Source organism: Kitasatospora sp. NPDC101183 (genome assembly GCF_044767945.1).
GTDB lineage: Bacteria > Actinomycetota > Actinomycetes > Streptomycetales > Streptomycetaceae > Kitasatospora.
The window spans coordinates 1-17,537 of sequence record NZ_JBIWOW010000005.1; the positions used below are offsets into that span (position 1 = coordinate 1).

Consider the following 17,537-nt stretch of genomic DNA (forward strand, 5'->3'; position numbering starts at 1 on the left):
GGGGGGGGGGGGGGGGGGGGGGGTTGGGGGGGGGGGGGGGGGGGGGGGGGGGGGCGGGCGGGGGGGCCCCCCCCCCCCCCGCGGAGGGAGGGGTGATCTACCAGACGACCCACTTCTGGTCGTTGTAGCCCGTGCATTCGTACTGCATGGCCTGCGCGCCGTTGTAGCGCTGGATGACCAGGCAGAGGTCGCTGTGCTGGTTCCGGAAGCGGACGGTGGTGGCGTCGACGGGCTCCGCCCACCACTGCTGGTCCGCGTAGCCCGAGTTGAAGTACATGAACGCGGGGGAGCCGGGGGTGAAGCCCTGGGCGGTCAGGTACTTGAGGCTGTACTTGTTGATGATGGGGCCGACGGTGCCCGGCTTCGGGTAGTACCACATCTGGTCGTCGAACTGGTTGCAGCCGTAGAGCGTCGGGTGGTCACCGGTGGAGCCGTTGGCGGTGACGGTGATGCACTGGTCGATGCCGTACGCGTAGGCCTTGAGCTGGCCGTAGGCGAGGGTGTCGAGGGTGGAGGAGGGCGCCGCCGAGGCGGGTGTGACGGGGAGCAGGAGGGCAGCGAGGGACGCCGTGGTGGCGAGCGTTCCGAGGAGCTTCTTCTTCACGGCCGCCCCCATCAGCTGAACCAGGCCTGCCGGTAGAAGTCCTGGCAGTAGTCCTGGATGAGGTTTCCGCTGCTGTTGACCGTCAGGCAGAGGTTGCTGTGCTGGTTCCGGAACTGGATGTCCTGGGAGCCCGGCAGGTAGTCCGCCGACCACTGCTGGTCGGGGTAGCCCGAGTTGAAGTACAGGAACGCCGGCGAGGGGTCGTAGCCCTGGGCGGTCATGTACTTGAGGCTGTACTTGTTGATGATCGGCCCGATGGTGCCGGGCTTGGGGTAGTACCAGGTCTGGTCGTCGTAGTTCAGGCAGGTGTAGAACGCCGGGTTGTCCCCGGCTGAGCCGTTGGAGAAGTGCACCAGGCACTGGTTGCCCTGCACCGCGGGGTTCCTGAGGTGGCCGCTGGTCAGGTCGCTGGTGGTCTGCGTGGCGGCCGAGGCCGCCGAGGCGGGGAGCAGGAGGGCGGTGAGGGAGGCGGCGGTGACGAGCGTCCCGAGGAGCTTCTTCTTCACGGTCGCCCCCATCAGCCCAGCCACCAGGCCTGGTTGGAGGCGCTGTTGCAGGTCTGCTGGATGGTGTTCCCGCCGTAGTCGACCGACAGGCACTCCTGGCTGTGGGTGTTGCGGAACTGGACCATGCCCGAGGTCCCGATGTACTCGGCCTTCCACTGCTGGTCCGGGAAGCCGGAGTTGTAGTAGAGGAAGGCGGGCGTGGTGCCCCAGTTCTGGGCAGTCATGTACAGCAGGCTGTACTTGTTGATGATCGGGCCGGTGGTGCCGACCGCGGGGAAGTACCAGACCTGGTCGTCGAAGTCGAGACAGTCGTAGAACGACGGGTTGTTGCCCCGTGAGCCGTTCGACAGGTGCACCATGCACTGGTTGTACGACATGGCCTGGTTCCTGAGGTGGCCGCTCCGGAGGGCGTCGGTGCTCTGGGTGGCCGCCGAGGCGGTGGCGGGGAGCAGCATCCCCGTGGCCGCCACGGCGGCGGCGAACGCTCCAACTGCCGTTTTGCGCATGATGGTTCCCCCTGGATCGTGAGCGATCAGAAGTGATCTGCGCGATGACTATAGAGGCGCGCCACCCGACAAGGGAAGTGCACGAAGCGAAATGGCGTGAAGTCAGGCGGAGCCGAAGAACGCGCCGAGGATGCGCTGCGCCGCCAGCCCGGCGGGCAGCGTCCCGGCCCGCACCTGCGATTCCAACTCGGGCGCCAGCCTCCGTACTTCGGAGTGCTCGTGCAGCCGGGCGAAGAGCTGGTCGTGGACCATCGACCACGTCCACTCCACCTGCTGCTCCCGCCGCTTCGCCGCCAGGGCGCCCGTCGCGTCGAGCACCTTCCGGTGCTGCTGCAGCCGCTCCCACAGGACGTCCAGCCCGGCGCCGTCGAGCCCGCTGCAGGTCAGTACCGGCGGCGTCCAGGCGGCGTCCGGTGTCTGCAACAGCCGCAGCGCGCCCGCGAGTTCGCGTGCCGCCGCGCGGGCGTCGCGCTCGTGCGGGCCGTCCGCCTTGTTGACGGCGATGACGTCGGCGAGCTCCAGGACGCCCTTCTTGATGCCCTGCAGCTGGTCGCCGGTGCGGGCGAGGCTCAGCAGCAGGAAGGTGTCCACCATGCCCGCGACCGTCGTCTCGGACTGTCCGACGCCGACGGTCTCGATCAGCACCACGTCGTACCCGGCGGCCTCCATGACCACCATCGACTCGCGGGTGGCCTTGGCGACGCCGCCGAGCGTGCCCGAGGTCGGCGAGGGCCGGACGAAGGCGGCGGGGTCGACGGCGAGCCTCTCCATCCGGGTCTTGTCGCCGAGGATGGAGCCGCCCGTCCGGGTGGAGGTCGGGTCGACGGCGAGCACGGCGACGCGGTGGCCGAGGCCCGTGAGCATCGTCCCGAAGGAGTCGATGAAGGTCGACTTGCCGACCCCGGGCACGCCGGTGATGCCGACCCGCACCGCGCTGCCCGTGTGCGGCAGCAGGCGCTGCAGCAACTGCTGGGCGAGCACGCGGTGGTCGGGCCGGCTGGACTCGACGAGGGTGACGGCCCGCGCGATCCAGGCGCGCGAGCCGTCGAGGATGCCCGTCACATAGCTGTCGAGGTCGATCGTCCGGGGAGCCATCGGGGATCAGCGGCTCACAGCTCGTGGCCGAGGTCGGCCGCCAGGGAGACCAGCAGGTCGTACGCGGCCTCGGGGATGACGGTGCCGGGCGGGAAGACCGCCGCCGCGCCCGCCTCGTAGAGGGCGTCGAAGTCCTGCGGCGGGATGACGCCGCCGACCACGATGGTGATGTCCTCGCGCCCGGCGGCGGCGAGTTCGGCCCGCAGCGCGGGCACCAGGGTGAGGTGTCCGGCGGCGAGCGAGTTGACGCCGACGATGTGGACGTCCGCCTCGACGGCCTGGCGGGCGACCTCGGCCGGGGTCTGGAACAGCGGGCCGACGTCGACGGTGAAGCCGAGGTCGGCGAAGGCGGTGGCGATCACCTTCTGGCCGCGGTCGTGGCCGTCCTGGCCCATCTTGGCGACCAGGATGCGCGGGCGCCGGCCCTCGGCCCGCTCGAACCGCTCGACCAGGTCGCGGGTGCGCTGGAGGGACGCGGACGGCCCCGCTTCGTCTCGGTACACACCGGAGATGGTACGGATCTGGCCGCTGTGGCGCCCGTACACCGTCTCCAGGGCGTCCGAGATCTCGCCGACGGTGGCCATGGCACGGGCCGCGTTGACGGCCAGGTGCAGCAGGTTGCCGTCCAGGGAGCCGCCGCGCTGCGGTCCGGCCTCGGCGGCGGCCGTCAGCGCGCGCAGCGCGTCCTGGGTCGCCGCCTCGTCGCGCTCCTCGCGCAGCCGGCGCAGCTTCTCGATCTGGCGGGCGCGCACGGAGGAGTTGTCGACCTTGAGGACGTCGATCTGCTCGTCGTTCTCGACCCGGTACTTGTTGACGCCGATGACGGGCTGGCGCCCGGAGTCGATGCGCGCCTGGGTGCGGGCGGCGGCCTCCTCGACGCGCATCTTGGGGATGCCCGCGTCGATGGCCTTGGCCATGCCGCCGGCCGCCTCGACCTCCTGGATGTGCTCCCAGGCGCGGCGGGCGAGGTCGTTGGTGAGCTTCTCGACGTACGCCGAGCCGCCCCACGGGTCGATGACCCGGCAGGTGCCGGACTCCTGCTGGAGCAGCAGCTGGGTGTTGCGGGCGATGCGCGCGGAGAAGTCGGTGGGCAGCGCCAGCGCCTCGTCGAGGGCGTTGGTGTGCAGCGACTGGGTGTGGCCCTGGGTGGCGGCCATCGCCTCCACGCAGGTGCGCGTCACGTTGTTGAACACGTCCTGCGCGGTGAGCGACCAGCCCGAGGTCTGCGAATGGGTGCGCAGGGAGAGGGACTTGGGGTTCTTCGGGTCGAACTGATCGACGAGCTTCGCCCACAGCAGCCGGGCCGCGCGCAGCTTGGCGACCTCCATGAAGAAGTTCATGCCGATCGCCCAGAAGAACGACAGCCGCGGCGCGAAGGCGTCCACGTCCAGGCCCACGTCCAGGCCCGCGCGCAGGTACTCCACCCCGTCGGCCAGGGTGTAGGCCAGCTCCAGGTCGGCCGTGGCCCCGGCCTCCTGGATGTGGTAGCCGGAGATGGAGATCGAGTTGTACCGGGGCATCTTCTGCGAGGTGTACGCGAAGATGTCCGAGATGATCCGCATCGACGGCTGCGGCGGGTAGATGTAGGTGTTGCGGACCATGAACTCCTTGAGGATGTCGTTCTGGATGGTCCCGGCCAGCTTCTCGGGCGGCACGCCCTGCTCCTCGGCCGCGACGATGTACAGCGCGAGCACGGGCAGCACGGCGCCGTTCATGGTCATCGACACGGACATCTTGTCCAGCGGGATGCCGTCGAAGAGCTGGCGCATGTCGTAGATCGAGTCGATGGCCACGCCCGCCATGCCGACGTCGCCGGTGACGCGCGGGTGGTCGCTGTCGTAGCCGCGGTGGGTCGGCAGGTCGAAGGCGACGGACAGGCCCTTCTGGCCGGCCGCGAGGTTGCGGCGGTAGAAGGCGTTGGACTCCTCGGCGGTGGAGAAGCCGGCGTACTGGCGCACCGTCCAGGGCTGGTTGACGTACATGGTCGGGTACGGCCCGCGCAGGTACGGGGCGATGCCGGGGTACGTGTCCAGGAAGTCGAGCCCGGCCAGGTCGGCGGAGGTGTAGAGCGGCTTGACGGCGATGCCCTCGGGGGTGTCCCAGAGCAGCTCGTCGACGTCCTTGCCGGTGGTCTGCCGCCAGGCGGCCTGCCACTGCTCGTCCGAGGCGCTCGGGGGAGCGTCGGAGTCCAGCGGGATGCCGGTGAAGTCGGGGATCATCGCGCCACCTCGTTCTCGTCGGCGCCGCTCGCGCCCGTGATCTGGTCCAGCAGGGAGGTGAGGACGGCGATCGCGTCACCGCCCGCGTGGATGAACCCGTCGACGCCGGACGGGAGTTCGGCGAGCCGCCCGGCGAGCAGCACCCGTTCGGCGCCGGCCTCGCGCAGGGCGAGGGCGACGGCGGGGGCGTGCTCGGCGTACAGGGCGTCGCTGGAGCACAGGCAGGCGACGGTGGCGCCGGAGGCCCGGAAGGCCTCGGCGAAGGCGGCCGGGTCGGCGGACTCCAGGGAGGTGGTCGCCAGGCCGCCCGCCTGGAAGAGGTTGGCGGCGAAGGTGGTCCGCGCGGTGTGCGCGGAGGCCGTGCCGATGGAGGCGAGGAAGAGGCCGGGGCGGGCGCCGGTGGCGGCGAGCACCGCGTCCGAGCGGTCGCGCAGCGCCTCGTACGCCTCGGCGCGGCGCACCCGCGGCAGCCCGCCGGTCGGGCCGGCGGGGGCGGGCTCGCGGACGAGCGGCTGCTCGTCCAGGTGCGGGAACTCGCTGACGCCGGTGACGGGTTCGCGCCGCTTCGCCAGCCGTACGGTGCGCTCGGCCCAGGTGGCCTCGATCCGTTCGGCGACCAACCCGCCCGCGAGTGCGGCCTGTTGGCCGCCGGCACGCTCGATCTCCTGGAACCAGGCCCAGGCGGCCCGGGCCAGCTCCTCGCTCAACTCCTCGACGTACCAGGAGCCTCCGGCCGGGTCGATGACCCTGGCGAGGTGCGACTCCTCCAGCAGGATCGCCTGGGTGTTGCGGGCGATCCGGCGGGCGAAGGCGTCGGGGCGGCCGATCGCGGTGTCGAAGGGCAGCACGGTGACGGCGTCGGCGCCGCCGACCCCGGCGGCGAGGCAGGCGACGGTGGTGCGCAGCATGTTCACCCACGGGTCGCGGGCGGTCATCATCACCCGGGAGGTGACGGCGTGCTGGCGCTGCGCGCCGGCCTCGGTGGAGGCGCCGGAGGCCTCGGCGACGCGGGCCCAGAGGCGGCGCGCGGCACGGAACTTGGCGATGGTGAGGAACTGGTCCGCGTCCGCCGCGTAGCGGAACTCCAGCTGCCCGAGCGCGGCGTCCACCGACAGCCCGGCGGCGGTGAGCGCGCGCAGGTAGGCGACGCCGGTGGCCAGCGAGGAGCCGAGCTCCTGGGCGGGGGAGGCGCCGGCCTCGTGGTAGGGCAGCGCGTCGACGGTCAGCGCGCGCAGGTTCGGGTACGCGCCGGCGCAGCGGGCGGCCAGCGCGGCGGCCTCGCCGAGCAGCGCGTCCGTGCGGGAGGCGTCGCCGGTACGGGCCTGGAGGCCGAGCGGGTCGGCGCCGAGGTTGCCGGCGGCGGCGCCGGGGGAGACCTCGCGCTCCTCGTACAGGGCGAACAACGCCTCGGCGGCGGCGGTGAACCCGGGCCCGGCGTCGAGGGCGACGGCGGCGAGGTCCAGGTACACCCCGGCGAGGGCCGCGGGCAGGTCGGCGACGGGCAGGCCGTCGGAGCCGAGCTCCAGCCAGAGGGAGGAGACGCCGTGCTCGAGGTCCGCGAGGACGGCCTCGTTGACGCGGGCGGGCGCAGGGTCGGCGTGGCGCTGGCGCACGTCCCACCCGGCGACGGCGGAGCCCTGGGGGCGGCTGCCGCGGACGTACGGGGGGAAGCCGGGGAGGCCGGGCTCGGCGGCCGTGTCCTCGGCGGTGTACAGGGGTCGGGCGTTCAGGCCGTCCTGGAGCCGGGTGTCGAGCGCGCGCTCGGCGGCGGCGCCGTCCTCGGGCTGGGCACCGGACTTGCGCAGCACGCCCTGGACGAGCTGCTGCCACTGCTCTCGGTGCGCGGCCGGGAACTCGGCGGCGAGGGGGAGCCCTTCGGGCGGGACCTTCATGTGCGCAGGTTAGCGCCCGTTCGCGTGAGCGCGAGAGTGCCGTTTCGTGTGACGTTAGCCTCGCTTCAGCAGCAGCGACAGCACTCTCGGTGACCGCCGGTGCCATCGGCCGTTCCCAGGGGGATTGCGGAACCATCCCCCTCATCTATTAAGTTACTTCGAAGAAGGCGGGCGGGAACGCGTCCCCCGTGCGGTCCCGCCCGCCCTCTCCGTCCCCGAACGTCCCCGAAGGAGCCCACCGCCATGGGAAAGCGTCGCAAGCCCAGCCCCCCGAGCCGGGCCCGCATGGCGGTCCTGACCACGGCCGTGGCCGGTGGCGCCGTCCTCGCCGCCGGCACCGCGCACGCCGAGCCGGCGCCGAGCCTGGCCTCCGTCAAGGAGCAGGTGGACAAGCTCAACGAGGAGGCCGAGCAGTCCATCGAGCGCTACAACGGCTTCCAGGAGAAGCAGGCGAAGCTGCAGAGCGACGCGAGCCAGATCCAGGAGAAGGTCGCGCGCGGGCAGGAGGCGATGAACGAGCTGCGCTCCCGCCTCGGCGTCGTGGCCGCCGACCAGTACCGCACCGGCGGCGTCGACCCGTCCGTGCAGCTGATGCTCGACTCCGACCCGGCCGGGTACCTGGAGAAGGCCGCGGTGCAGAACCAGGTCTCCGACACCCAGACGGCGATGCTCAAGCAGGCCCAGAACGAGCAGCGCAAGCTCGACCAGGACCGCGCCGAGGCCACCCGCACCCTCGCCGAACTCGACTCCGTCGGCAAGCAGTTGCTGGAGGAGAAGAAGCAGGTCCAGGGGAAGCTCGCGGCGGCCCAGGGGATGCTGAACAAGCTCAGCGCCGAGGACCGCGCCAAGATCAACGCCCAGGAGTCCTCGGCCAAGCAGGCCGCCGCCGCCAAGCAGGCCGCCGAGGCCGACCGCGCCTCGCGCTCCTCCCAGCGCCAGGACCTCGGCGCCCCGGCCGCCCCCGCCAGCGGCCGCGCGGCGCTCATCATCGCCTTCGCCCAGGCCCAGCTCGGCAAGCCGTACGGCTGGTCCAAGACCGGCCCCGACAGCTTCGACTGCTCGGGCTTGACCGGCGCCGCCTACCGCGCCGGGGGCGTCAAGCTCTCCCGGATCTCCCAGGACCAGTGGAACGACGGCCCGCACGTCGACCGCGCCAACCTGCAGCCCGGTGACCTGGTCTTCTTCTACGACGACATCCACCACGTGGGCATCTACATCGGCGACGGCAAGATGATCCACGCCCCGCGCACGGGCAAGAACATCGAGGTCCTGCCGATCAGCGTCATGCCGTACAAGGGCGCCGTCCGCCCCGCGTAGCCGTACGGGGGCACCGTGAGCCCCGCGTAGCCGTCCGAGCGCGTCACGGTCACAGACCGGCGAGCCGCTCCAGCGCCCGCACCGGGTCCGCGAGTCCGCAGGCCCGGCGGGCGGCCTCGTCCTGGGCGGCGGCCAGCGCGTCGAGGCGGGCGAGGCGGGCGCGGCCCTGCCGGGAGAGGTGGGCGGTGATCCGGCGGCGGTCCTGGTCGCCCTGGCGGCGGTAGACGTGGCCGGAGTCGGCGAGGGCGTCGACGAGGCGGCTCAGGCTCGCCTGCGGGATCAGCAGGGCCTGGGAGAGCTCGCCCATCGGGTGGCCCTCGCCGTCCGCGAGGGCCCGCAGGACCCGCCACTGGTCGACGGTGCAGTCCTCTTCGGCCAGGGCGGCGGCCAGGCCGGAGGTCAGCCGCCGGTGGGCGAGGGCGACGAGTTCGACGAGCAGGGGCCCGGTGGCGGTCTCCGCCGAGGCCGGCGTGGTGCTCTGCTCGGTCATCCGATCCTCCCCGTCCGCGGCCCGCCCGGCTTTCCCGGGGCCGCCGTCACGACGATACTCGCACGGGTGACGCTGGACGTGAGGCTGGTCGACCCGCTCGACGCGCTGCACTCCCCGAGGGAGGGCGCCGCGTTCCGGGTCGGCCTCGTCGTGCCCCAGTCCGGCCCGCTCGGCCTCACCGGCCCCTCCGCCCTGGACGGCGCCCTGCTCGCCGCCCACGAGGTCAACGCGAGCGGCGGGGTGCGCGGCCGCCCCCTGGAACTGGTGCTCGTGGACGGCGGGGGCGCGCCCGGGCCCGTCGCCGCCGAACTGCGCCTGCTGCTCTCGGCGGGCGCCCTGGACGCCCTGGCCGGCTGCCACACCAGCGACGTGCACCGCGCGGTGGAGGCCGTGGCCGCGGGCCGCATCGCGTACGTCTTCACCCCGCCGCACGAGGGCGGCTCCCGGCGGCCCGGCGTGCTCTGTATGGGCGTCGATCCGGTGGGCCAAATCGGCCCCGCCCTCATCGAGTTGACGGAGCGTCACCACCTCGGCAACTGGGCGCTGATCGGCAACGACTACATCTGGCCGCGCTCCGTCCACCGCGCCGCGGCGGGCTTGCTGACCGGCGCCGGCGCCCGGGTGGTGCTGGAGCGCCGGGTGCCCTTCGGCGGCGTCGAGCGCCAGGTCGAACCGCTGCTGGACGGGCTGCGCGCGGCCCGGGCGGACGCCGTGCTGCTGAGCCTGATCGGCCGCGACCTGGTGCTGTTCAACCGGGCCCTGCGCCGCAGCGGCCTGGACCGGCGGCTGGTGCGGCTCTCCGGTGCGCTGGAGGAGAACGGCCTGCTGGCCCTCGGCGGCGACGACACCGGGACGCTGTACGCCGCCATGCCCTCCTTCGCGACCCTGGCCGAGGAGCCCCGGCAGAGCCTCGGCGAGCGGCACCAGGCCCTGTGCGGCCCGTGGGCGCCGGTGCTCGACGCGTACGCGGTGGGTCTGTACGAGGGCCTCCACCTGCTCGCCTCCCTGGCCGCCCGGCGCGCCCTGGACCCGTACGGGCTCGCGCGGGCGGCGGGGCCGCTGCGGCAGTCCGTCCACCTGGCGCGGGCCGAGGGCCTGGGGTTCTCCGTCCTGGCCTGACTCCGGGCCGCTCCCGCGTCCCATCCGCTTCCCGCCCGGTGCCCGACTGGCGCCCATCTGGTGGAACGGCGCGAAAAAACCCTTCCATATGGAAATACTTGCCTCTACAGTCTCCCCCACCACCCCGCAGGGTCGTCACGGAGAGAGAGCACCATGGCTGACACACCCGCGCCCCAGAGCATCGAGAGCTACGGCTACCAGCAGGAACTGCGCAGGACCCTGACCTTCACCGACCTGCTCGTCTACGGGCTGGTGTTCATGGTGCCGATCGCCCCCTTCGGCATCTTCGGCAGCGTCTTCCAGGGCTCCGGCGGCATGGTCGCCCTCGCGTACGTCCTCGGCATGGTGGCGATGATGTTCACCGCCCTGTCGTACGCGCAGATGTCGCGGGCCTTCCCGATGGCCGGCTCCGTCTACACCTACGCCGGGCGCGGCATCGGCGCCCCCGTCGGCTTCCTGTCCGGCTGGATGATCCTGCTCGACTACGTCCTCGTGCCAGGGCTGCTCTACCTGATCGCCGGCGTCGCGATGAACTCGCTCGTGCCGTCCGTCCCCGTCTGGGCCTGGCTGATCGGCTTCGTGCTGCTCAACACCGCCGTCAACTACCTCGGCATCGAGACCACCTCCAAGGTCAACAAGGCCATGCTGATCGGCGAACTCGTCGTGCTGGTCCTGTTCGTGGTCGTCGGCGTGATCGCCCTGGCCTCCGGCAAGGGCCGCGGCTTCGACTTCACCCCGATCTACGACTCCCACACCTTCTCCTGGAGCCTCGTCTTCGGCGCCGTCTCCATCGCGGTGCTCAGCTTCCTCGGCTTCGACGGCATCTCCACCCTCTCGGAGGAGAACCGCGACTCCACCAAGGCCATCGGCCGCTCGATGATCGCCGCCCTGCTGCTCGCCGGCACCCTGTTCATCGTCCAGACCTGGATCGCCTCGCTGCTCGTCGCCGACCCGGCCGGGCTCGTCCGCGACGGCGACCCGGACGGCACCGCCTTCTACGACGCCGCCCGCACCGCCGCCGGCGGCTGGCTCGCCACCCTCACCGCCGCCTCCACCGCCGTGGCCTGGGGCTTCGCCAACTCCCTGGTCGCGCAGGCCGCCACCTCCCGGCTGCTGTACGCGATGGCCCGCGACCGCCAGCTGCCCGCCTTCCTCGCCAAGGTCCACCCCACCCGCCGGGTGCCCGTCAACGCGACCCTGCTCGTCGCGGGCGTCTCGCTGGTGCTCGGCCTCTACATGGCCTCCCGCGAGGACGGCATCACCTTCCTGAGTACCCTGGTGAACTTCGGCGCGCTGACCACCTTCCTCGTGCTGCACGTCGCCGTCGTCGTCCACTATCTGATCCGCAACCGCAGCAAGGACTACTGGCGCCACCTGATCGCCCCGGTGCTCGGCTTCGCGATCCTCGCGTACGTCGTCATCAACGCCAACATCGCGGCGCAGCGGCTCGGATTCGTCTGGCTGCTCATCGGCGGCATCGTGCTCGCCGGGCTGATGGCCACCGGGCGCAAGCCCCGGCTGGCCGTCGTCGAGACCCCGGCCGTCGAAACCCCCACCGACGGGGCCCCCGTCGGCGGGACCCCCGTGGAGGAGAAGCAGTGACCACCCTGCCCGAGATCGTCCGGCTCACCCCGAGCGCCGAGGACTACGCGTACACCTTCGGCGGGCGCGCCCCGCTGGTGACCGTCCGGCCCGGCACCGTCGTGGAGCTGACCACCGAGGACTGCTTCGGCGGCAAGGTGCGCGGCACCGGGGACCTGCCCAGCCAGGTCTGCGTCTTCCCCTACCTCAACCCCGTCACCGGCCCCATCGCCGTGGCCGGCGCCGAGCCGGGGGACGTCCTCGCCGTCCACTTCGTGGAGATCGTCCCCGCCCGGGACCACGGCATCTCCAGCACCTTCCCGCACTTCGGCGCCCTCACCGCGACCCACACCACGGCGATGCTGCACGCGCCGCTGGAGGAGCGGGTGTGGATCTACGACCTCGACGTCGCCGCCGGGCTGTGCCGCTTCCAGGCGCGGAACAGCGAGTTCAGCGTCGACCTCCCGCTGGACCCGATGCACGGCACCGTCGGCGTCGCCCCGGCGGCGGGCGAGGTGCTCGCCTCCATCACCCCCGGCGCGCACGGCGGCAACCTCGACACCCCCGAGATGCGGGCCGGCACCACCGCCTACTTCGGCGTCAACGTCGAGGGCGGCCTGCTCGCCATCGGCGACGGCCACGCCCGCCAGGGCGAGGGCGAGGTCTGCGGCACGGCCGTCGAGGCGGCCATGCGGACGACGGTCGTCGTCGACCTGATCAAGGGCGGCGGCCCGGCCTGGCCCCGGCTGGAGAACGACTCGTACCTCATCAGCACGGGCTCGGCGCGGCCCCTGGAGGACGCCTTCCGGATCAGCCAGCACGACCTGGTCGGCTGGACGGGCGAACTGCTGGGCCTCGACCACCTCGACGCGTACCAGCTGGTCAGCCAGGCGGGCCTCGCCCCGGCGGCGAACGTGTGCGATACCAACTACACGATGGTCGCCAAGCTCCCGAAGGCCCTCCTCGGCTCCGCCCAGCCCTACGACGGCCTCCACACCCGCCTTCGCGCGGTGGCCCAGGCCTACCTCCACCACCGCTGACCCGGCCCCCCTGCCGCCTCGCTCGCCGCCCCCCACCGGCGAGCGGGGCACCCCTGCGCCCCCGCGCCTGCGGGGGCGGGGGTTTTTGTGCGCGGGGGGTGGCGGCGCTCAACCTGCGCTCCTGGCAGCGCGGTTGGGCGCGGGGCGGCCGATGATCGAGGCGATCCCCTCCGCCCCTGCGGGCTACGGGTGCGGGGCGCAGACGAGCAGGTAGGGGAGCGCGGGGAGGGCGACCACGCCCAGCCAGGCGGCCAGTCGGCTGCGCCGTCCGCCGCCCGGGCGGGCGAGGCGGCGGATGCGGGTGAGGACCCCGGTGGAGGCGGCGCCCAGGGACTCGCCCGGGGTGGGGTGGGAGCCCGTCGCCAACGTGCAGAGCGCGGAGGCCAGTTCGCCCCGCGAGACCCGCTCCAGCGCCGCGTCGTCCGCCGCCATCTCCAGCAGCAGCGCCACCTCCTCCCGCCCCTGCCGGGCCAGCGGCAGTGGGCCGAGCAGCAGCGCGAAGGTGTCGGCGGGCAGCCGGAACAGGTGGTGCCGCCCTCGGAGGTGGCCGTGCTCGTGGGCGACGGCCGCCGCCAGTTCCCGTTCGTCGAGCAGCCGCAGCGCGCCGCGCGACAGGACGATGCGGGAGCGGCGCCCCGGCAGGCAGTAGACCGTGGGGTGGGCGTGCTCCAGCACCATCGCGCCCCAGCGCCGGTCCCGTACGGCGACCACGTCGAGCAGCGCCCGGTGCCGCCGCCGCAGCCGCCCCGCGCGGGCGCCGACGGCGGCCGTCGCGGCGCCGAGCAGGGCGAAGACGGCCGCCAGTTGCCACCAGTCGTGGGTGTGCGGGAGCAGCGGCCCGGTGGGTTCCAGGTGGGGGAGCAGCCCGGCGAGGCCGGCGGGCTCGTGGGCGAGGGGTTCGAGCGCGTGGTGGACGGCCAGCACCAGGGCGACGGCGAAGGAGCTCATCAGCGCCAGCCACAGCGCGGCGCCGAGCACCGGCCGGGCCTGGAGCCGGGCGGATCCGGCGAGTCGGCGGGGGAGCAGCACACCGGTGACGGTCAGGTGCAGGCCGAGCAGGAGGAGCGTCACCCGCGGCCCCGCGAGACGTCCCGCGATGTCACCTGTTCGAGTGCCGCGCGCAGCGCGCTGGCCTCGTCGCCGCTGATCCGGTCGACGAAGTGGAGCAGCGCCCCGGCCCGGTCGGGTGTGGTCTCCAGCGCCTGGTGCATCAGCTGCGCGGTGTACGCCTCGCGGGTGCAGGTCGGCTCGTACAGCCAGGCTCGCCCGGCCTTGTCGCGCCGCAGCCAGCCCTTGGTGTGCAGGATGTCGGCGACGGTGGTGACGGTGGTGTACGCGACGGGCCGCTGGCGCTGGAGGTCGTCGACGACCTCGCGCACGGTGGCCGGGCGGCCCCACTCCCAGAGCCGGTCCATGATCTCGGCCTCCAGCTCGCCGAACCCGCGCAGTGCCACCCTGTCTCCCTCGCCGTGCGCCGGCGATCCACCCGCCTGCTGAACCCACCGGACCCGCTGATCCGTTGAAGCTGCCCATGGTACGGCGCCGGCCGGGCGCCCGCCCCGGGAACGGGGAGCGGGTGCCCGGCCGAAAGGGGCCGTACGGGGGCGGTCAGGACAGTCGTCGCCCGAGCGCGACGCGGGAGCGGGTGAACAGCGCGGCGAGCAGGCCCGCCACCACCGGCAGGACGAGCACGACCAGCAGCAGCTCCCCCCACGGCGCGGTGATCACGGCGGGCTGCGCACCGAACCCGCCGGCCCGGGACTTGAGCAGCCCCACCGCCGGGATGAACCCGTTGGCGGCGCCCAGCAGCGCCCCGAGCCCGGCGATCAGCGCGCACTGCAGCCCGGCCATGGTGCGCCGGATGCGCGGCGGGGCGCCGACCGCGGCGAGGGTGGCCTGGTCCTGCCGGGAGTCGGCGGCGGCGAGGCCGGTGGCGATGCAGGCCGCGCCGAGCACGACGAGGCCGGCGAAGCCGCTGAGGGCCAGGGTGAGCGCGTCGCCCTTGGGCTGGAAGCCGCGTTCGATGTCCAGCCGTGCGAAGCGGTCGAGCTGGACGGCGGCCGCCTCGGCGCGCTGCTGCGCCTTGAGGTCGGGCGGAGTGGCGGGCTGCCAGACGGCACCGACGGATTGGGTGGCGAGGCCGAGCCTGGGCAGGGCGTCGGGGGCGAGCATCCCCTGGGCGTAGCCGGCGGCGTCCGGGTTCTCGACGACCACCGCGTCGACGGGGATCTCCTGGAGATCCGGCTTGGGGATCTCGCCGGGCTGCAGCGGCGCGCCGCCGCCTCCGCGCATCTGGAGCACGGCCTTGCCGTCCGCGCCGACGAGCCTTCGGTCGAAGACCAGCAACTTGCCGTCCGCCAGGGCCCGTTCGGCCGTCGCGTCGTGCAGGCCGAACTGGTTGCGCAGCACCGTCGCGTCGCCGGAGACGAGGTGCGGCGGGGCGGAGAGGACGTGCAGTCCGGCCGGAGCGGCCTTGAGCTGGACGACGCTGGAGCAGCCCTTGCAGAACTCGTAGACGACCTGCCCGAGGTCCCCGCGCGGCCCGAGCCCGCCGAGCTGCTTCTCCACCTCCGCGCGCACCTGGAGGGCCTGGGGCCCGCTGACGTAGCTGCTGAGCTGGACGGCGCCGTACGGGGCCTGCGGCCGGTAGTCGCGCCGGTTCTCCGCGTCGGTGCTGGTGCTGTAGACGCCGATGGCGACGGCTCCGGCGACGGCGGCCATGACGGCGGCGACGGCGGGCGCGGTGCGCGAGCGGTGCCGGGCGGAGTCGCGCAGGGCGAGCCGGGGGCCGAGCGGCAGGCGCTTGGCGATCCTGCCGAAGAGGGCGACCAGGGCCGGGGTGCAGGCGAGCACGCCGAGTTCGGCGAGGACGGAGCCGCCGAGGACGGTGAGCGTGCGGGCGTCGTAGGTGCTGATCACCGGGCGGTCGTGGGTCAGGGCGCCGGCGCCGTACATCGCGAGGGCGCCGCCGGCGGCGATGAGCAGCACGCCGAGCAGGGTGATCTTCCGGCTGGGGGCGCGGACGGTGTCCCGGTCGGCGAGCCCGGCGGTGACGCTGCGCCGGGCCGCCTGGAGGGCGGGCAGGGCGGCGGCGAGCAGGGCGGTGAGCACGCCGATCCCGGCGATGGCGGCCAACTCCACCGGCGGGACGGCGAAGTGGCCGAAGCGTGCGCCGCCGGCCCGCTCGATCCAGGGCTGCAGGACGGCGACGACGCCGGTGCCGGCGGCCACGCCGATCAGGGCTCCGGTGAGGCCGAGGACGAGTCCTCCGCCGAGGACGACCGCGCCGACGTCCCCGCGTCGTCCGCCGGCCGCGCCGAGCAGCGCGAGCTGGCGGCGGGAGCGGCGGGCGCCGACGGCGAAGGCGGGCCCGGCGAGGAGGGCGACCTCCAGCAGCGCCATGCCGGTGACGGTGGCGACGATGACCCGGGTGCTGTTGCCGATGGCCGGGTCGGAGTAGGTGCGCGAGTCCCGGTAGAAGGGGACGGCCTGCTCGGGCGGCGGGTCGAGCGCGACGGAGCGCGCGGTGAGGGTGTAGCCGTACCTGTTGACCTCCTGGACCTTGGCCCAGTCGATCGCGGCGCCGACCGGGAGCTTGACCAGCCAGGCCCGGTGCCCGCCGCCCGAGCGGTCGGCGGGCCCGGCGGCGGCACCGGAACCGGCCGCGGCCCTGTCGGCGGCCGCGCTCATCGGCTCGATCAACTCGCCCGGCCGAGCGACGAGTTCGGCCCGCCCGAGCTCACCGGGGCGCTCGACGGCGCCGGTGACGGTGAAGGTGGTGCCCTCCAGGCCCTGGACGGTGGTGGTGGCGCCGATCTTGAGGCCGCCGCGCTCCAGGAAGGCCCGGCTGACGGCGACTTCGTGCGCGGCCGAGGGCGCGCGGCCCTCGACGAGGTTCAGCCGTCCGTGCCAGGCGGGGTCGGCGAGGTCGGCCTCGGTGGTGGCGGCGCGCACCAGTCCCTCGGGGGAGGTGGCGCCGGTCTCCGGCCCGGAGCGGGCGGCGATCAGCGTGCTGCCGGGCGGCAGCAGGGAGGTGACCAGCGCGGTCGGGTCGGTGGCGGCCGCTTTGAGCTGCTCGGCGGTGGGCGCGTCCCCGGGCCGGGGCTGGACGACGAAGGAGCCGCCGTCCTCGGCGATGGGCGCCTGCTCGACGGACTGGCCGGGATTGAGCGCGCTGACGTAGGCGTCCGCTCCGCCGACGACGCGCTGGACGCGTTCGCCGGGCGTGAGCTGGCCGCTGCGGTGGACGACGTCGGCGCCGGTGACGCCGAGGACGGGTAGGGCGATCATGGCGACGATCAGGGCGCTGCGGCCCTTGGCGCGCAGCGCGTCGCGGCGGGCGAGGCGCAGGGCGACCCGCCAGGCTCCGAACCTCACCGGTTCACCTCGCCCGTCTCGACGTCGTCGCCGGTCGCGAGGTAGCGCTGGGCGGCGGATTGCCGGGCGAGGCTGCGGTGCCCACGGCTCTCGGTGGCGATCTCGCCGTCGCGCAGGTGCACCACGCGGTCGGCCCAACTGGCGTGCGCGGCCTCGTGGGTGACCATCATGGCGGCGGCCCCGGCGTCGCAGCGGGCGCGCAGCACGGCGAGGACTGACTCGCCGGTGGCGGAGTCGAGCGCGCCGGTGGGCTCGTCGGCGAGGACGAGGCGCCGCTCGCCGATCAGGGCGCGGGCGATGGCCACGCGCTGCTGCTGCCCGCCGGACATGTCCTCCGGGAAGCGGTCGGCGAGCTCGGCGATGCCCAGCTCCTCCAGCGCGGCGACGGCCTCGCGGCGGGCGCGGCGGCCGGGAACCCCGTCGAGTTCGCGCGGCAGGGAGATGTTCTCGGCGGCGGTGAGGGCCGGGATCAGGTTGTAGTCCTGGAAGACGTAGCCGATGGAGCGCCGCCGCAGGTCGGCGAGCCGGCGCCGGCTGAGGCCGCCGAGCGCGACGCCCTCGACGAGCACCTCGCCGTCGCTGGGTGTGTCCAGGCCGCCCGCGAGGGTGAGCAGAGTGGACTTCCCGGAGCCGGACGGGCCCATGACGGCGACGAACTCGCCTGGGTGGACGGACAGTTCGACGCCTCGCAGGGCGTGAACCTCGGCCGCGCCCTTCCCGTGGACCCGGGTGACGGCGGCGAGCCGCAGGACGGGTGCGGTCGGATCGGTGTGGGACATGCCTCCCCCTCG

The 17,537-nt window shown here is 73.7% G+C and carries 15 protein-coding genes; 4 read left to right on the forward strand and 11 right to left on the reverse strand.

Annotated elements, in window-relative coordinates; genetic code table 11:
* Positions 1 to 97: 97 nt before the first annotated feature.
* The 6 genes from ACIRRS_RS07550 to ACIRRS_RS07575 all read right to left on the reverse strand — a co-directional run bounded on the left by ACIRRS_RS07550 (position 98) and on the right by ACIRRS_RS07575 (position 6,822).
* A complete protein-coding gene (locus ACIRRS_RS07550; RefSeq protein ID WP_402966402.1) occupies positions 98 to 604 on the reverse strand; it encodes an RICIN domain-containing protein in 507 nt (168 codons plus the stop codon).
* An 11-nt stretch (positions 605 to 615) separates the two neighbouring features.
* Positions 616 to 1,110, reverse strand: coding sequence for an RICIN domain-containing protein (locus tag ACIRRS_RS07555; protein WP_402966404.1), 495 nt, complete (start codon positions 1,108 to 1,110; stop codon positions 616 to 618).
* Positions 1,111 to 1,121: 11 nt separating this feature from the next.
* The gene (locus ACIRRS_RS07560) at positions 1,122 to 1,616 is read right to left on the reverse strand and encodes an RICIN domain-containing protein (RefSeq protein ID WP_402966406.1); all 495 of its coding nucleotides are present in this window, start codon (positions 1,614 to 1,616) and stop codon (positions 1,122 to 1,124) included.
* A 102-nt stretch (positions 1,617 to 1,718) separates the two neighbouring features.
* Positions 1,719 to 2,711, reverse strand: coding sequence for a methylmalonyl Co-A mutase-associated GTPase MeaB (gene meaB, locus ACIRRS_RS07565; protein ID WP_402966408.1), 993 nt, complete (start codon positions 2,709 to 2,711; stop codon positions 1,719 to 1,721).
* A 14-nt stretch (positions 2,712 to 2,725) separates the two neighbouring features.
* A complete protein-coding gene (gene scpA / locus ACIRRS_RS07570) occupies positions 2,726 to 4,930 on the reverse strand; it encodes a methylmalonyl-CoA mutase (protein ID WP_402966410.1) in 2,205 nt (734 codons plus the stop codon).
* Positions 4,927 to 6,822, reverse strand: coding sequence for a methylmalonyl-CoA mutase family protein (locus ACIRRS_RS07575; RefSeq protein ID WP_402966412.1), 1,896 nt, complete (start codon positions 6,820 to 6,822; stop codon positions 4,927 to 4,929). Before ACIRRS_RS07575 ends, scpA begins: the two co-directional genes overlap by 4 nt.
* A 243-nt stretch (positions 6,823 to 7,065) precedes the next feature.
* Between ACIRRS_RS07575 and ACIRRS_RS07580 the strand changes: the two genes are divergently transcribed.
* Entirely contained in the window at positions 7,066 to 8,139 is a 1,074-nt protein-coding gene (locus tag ACIRRS_RS07580) for an NlpC/P60 family protein (RefSeq protein ID WP_402966414.1), read from the forward strand.
* 49 nt (positions 8,140 to 8,188) lie between these two features.
* On the opposite strand, the gene ACIRRS_RS07585 is transcribed toward ACIRRS_RS07580, so the two are convergent.
* Positions 8,189 to 8,629, reverse strand: a complete 441-nt coding sequence (locus ACIRRS_RS07585; RefSeq protein WP_402966416.1) for a MarR family winged helix-turn-helix transcriptional regulator — start codon at positions 8,627 to 8,629, stop codon at positions 8,189 to 8,191.
* Between the two features lie 66 nt (positions 8,630 to 8,695).
* Here ACIRRS_RS07585 and ACIRRS_RS07590 point away from each other — a divergent pair, with 66 nt between their 5' ends.
* From ACIRRS_RS07590 to ACIRRS_RS07600, 3 genes are all read left to right on the forward strand, one after another.
* Complete coding sequence (locus tag ACIRRS_RS07590; RefSeq protein WP_402966418.1) at positions 8,696 to 9,748, forward strand: substrate-binding domain-containing protein; 1,053 nt, start codon at positions 8,696 to 8,698, stop codon at positions 9,746 to 9,748.
* A gap of 153 nt (positions 9,749 to 9,901) precedes the next feature.
* On the forward strand, positions 9,902 to 11,350 hold the full coding sequence (locus ACIRRS_RS07595; RefSeq protein ID WP_402966420.1) for an APC family permease: 1,449 nt from the start codon (positions 9,902 to 9,904) through the stop codon (positions 11,348 to 11,350).
* A complete protein-coding gene (locus ACIRRS_RS07600) occupies positions 11,347 to 12,369 on the forward strand; it encodes an acetamidase/formamidase family protein (protein WP_402966422.1) in 1,023 nt (340 codons plus the stop codon). The genes ACIRRS_RS07595 and ACIRRS_RS07600 overlap by 4 nt, the downstream gene beginning before the upstream one ends.
* Positions 12,370 to 12,552: 183 nt before the next feature.
* Here the strand turns inward: ACIRRS_RS07600 and ACIRRS_RS07605 are convergent, their stop codons facing one another.
* From ACIRRS_RS07605 to ACIRRS_RS07620, 4 genes are all read right to left on the reverse strand, one after another.
* Complete coding sequence (locus tag ACIRRS_RS07605) at positions 12,553 to 13,440, reverse strand: M56 family metallopeptidase (protein WP_402966424.1); 888 nt, start codon at positions 13,438 to 13,440, stop codon at positions 12,553 to 12,555.
* Positions 13,437 to 13,817 carry a BlaI/MecI/CopY family transcriptional regulator gene (locus ACIRRS_RS07610; RefSeq protein ID WP_402967045.1) on the reverse strand — a complete coding sequence of 127 codons (381 nt, stop codon included), beginning with the start codon at positions 13,815 to 13,817 and terminating at the stop codon, positions 13,437 to 13,439. Before ACIRRS_RS07610 ends, ACIRRS_RS07605 begins: the two co-directional genes overlap by 4 nt.
* A 160-nt stretch (positions 13,818 to 13,977) precedes the next feature.
* On the reverse strand, positions 13,978 to 16,746 hold the full coding sequence (locus ACIRRS_RS07615; RefSeq protein WP_402966426.1) for an FtsX-like permease family protein: 2,769 nt from the start codon (positions 16,744 to 16,746) through the stop codon (positions 13,978 to 13,980).
* Positions 16,743 to 17,525, reverse strand: coding sequence for an ABC transporter ATP-binding protein (locus tag ACIRRS_RS07620; RefSeq protein WP_402966428.1), 783 nt, complete (start codon positions 17,523 to 17,525; stop codon positions 16,743 to 16,745). The genes ACIRRS_RS07615 and ACIRRS_RS07620 overlap by 4 nt, the downstream gene beginning before the upstream one ends.
* Positions 17,526 to 17,537: the final 12 nt, after the last annotated feature.

What these genes read in the sequence shown, in the direction of transcription:
- ACIRRS_RS07560 (WP_402966406.1), bottom strand. Translation starts at nt 1,616, where the DNA reads ATGCGCAAAACGGCAGTTGGAGCGTTCGCCGCCGCCGTGGCGGCCACG.
- meaB (WP_402966408.1), bottom strand. Translation starts at nt 2,711, where the DNA reads ATGGCTCCCCGGACGATCGACCTCGACAGCTATGTGACGGGCATCCTC.
- scpA (WP_402966410.1), bottom strand. Translation starts at nt 4,930, where the DNA reads ATGATCCCCGACTTCACCGGCATCCCGCTGGACTCCGACGCTCCCCCG.
- ACIRRS_RS07575 (WP_402966412.1), bottom strand. Translation starts at nt 6,822, where the DNA reads ATGAAGGTCCCGCCCGAAGGGCTCCCCCTCGCCGCCGAGTTCCCGGCC.
- ACIRRS_RS07580 (WP_402966414.1), top strand. Translation starts at nt 7,066, where the DNA reads ATGGGAAAGCGTCGCAAGCCCAGCCCCCCGAGCCGGGCCCGCATGGCG.
- ACIRRS_RS07585 (WP_402966416.1), bottom strand. Translation starts at nt 8,629, where the DNA reads ATGACCGAGCAGAGCACCACGCCGGCCTCGGCGGAGACCGCCACCGGG.
- ACIRRS_RS07595 (WP_402966420.1), top strand. Translation starts at nt 9,902, where the DNA reads ATGGCTGACACACCCGCGCCCCAGAGCATCGAGAGCTACGGCTACCAG.
- ACIRRS_RS07620 (WP_402966428.1), bottom strand. Translation starts at nt 17,525, where the DNA reads ATGTCCCACACCGATCCGACCGCACCCGTCCTGCGGCTCGCCGCCGTC.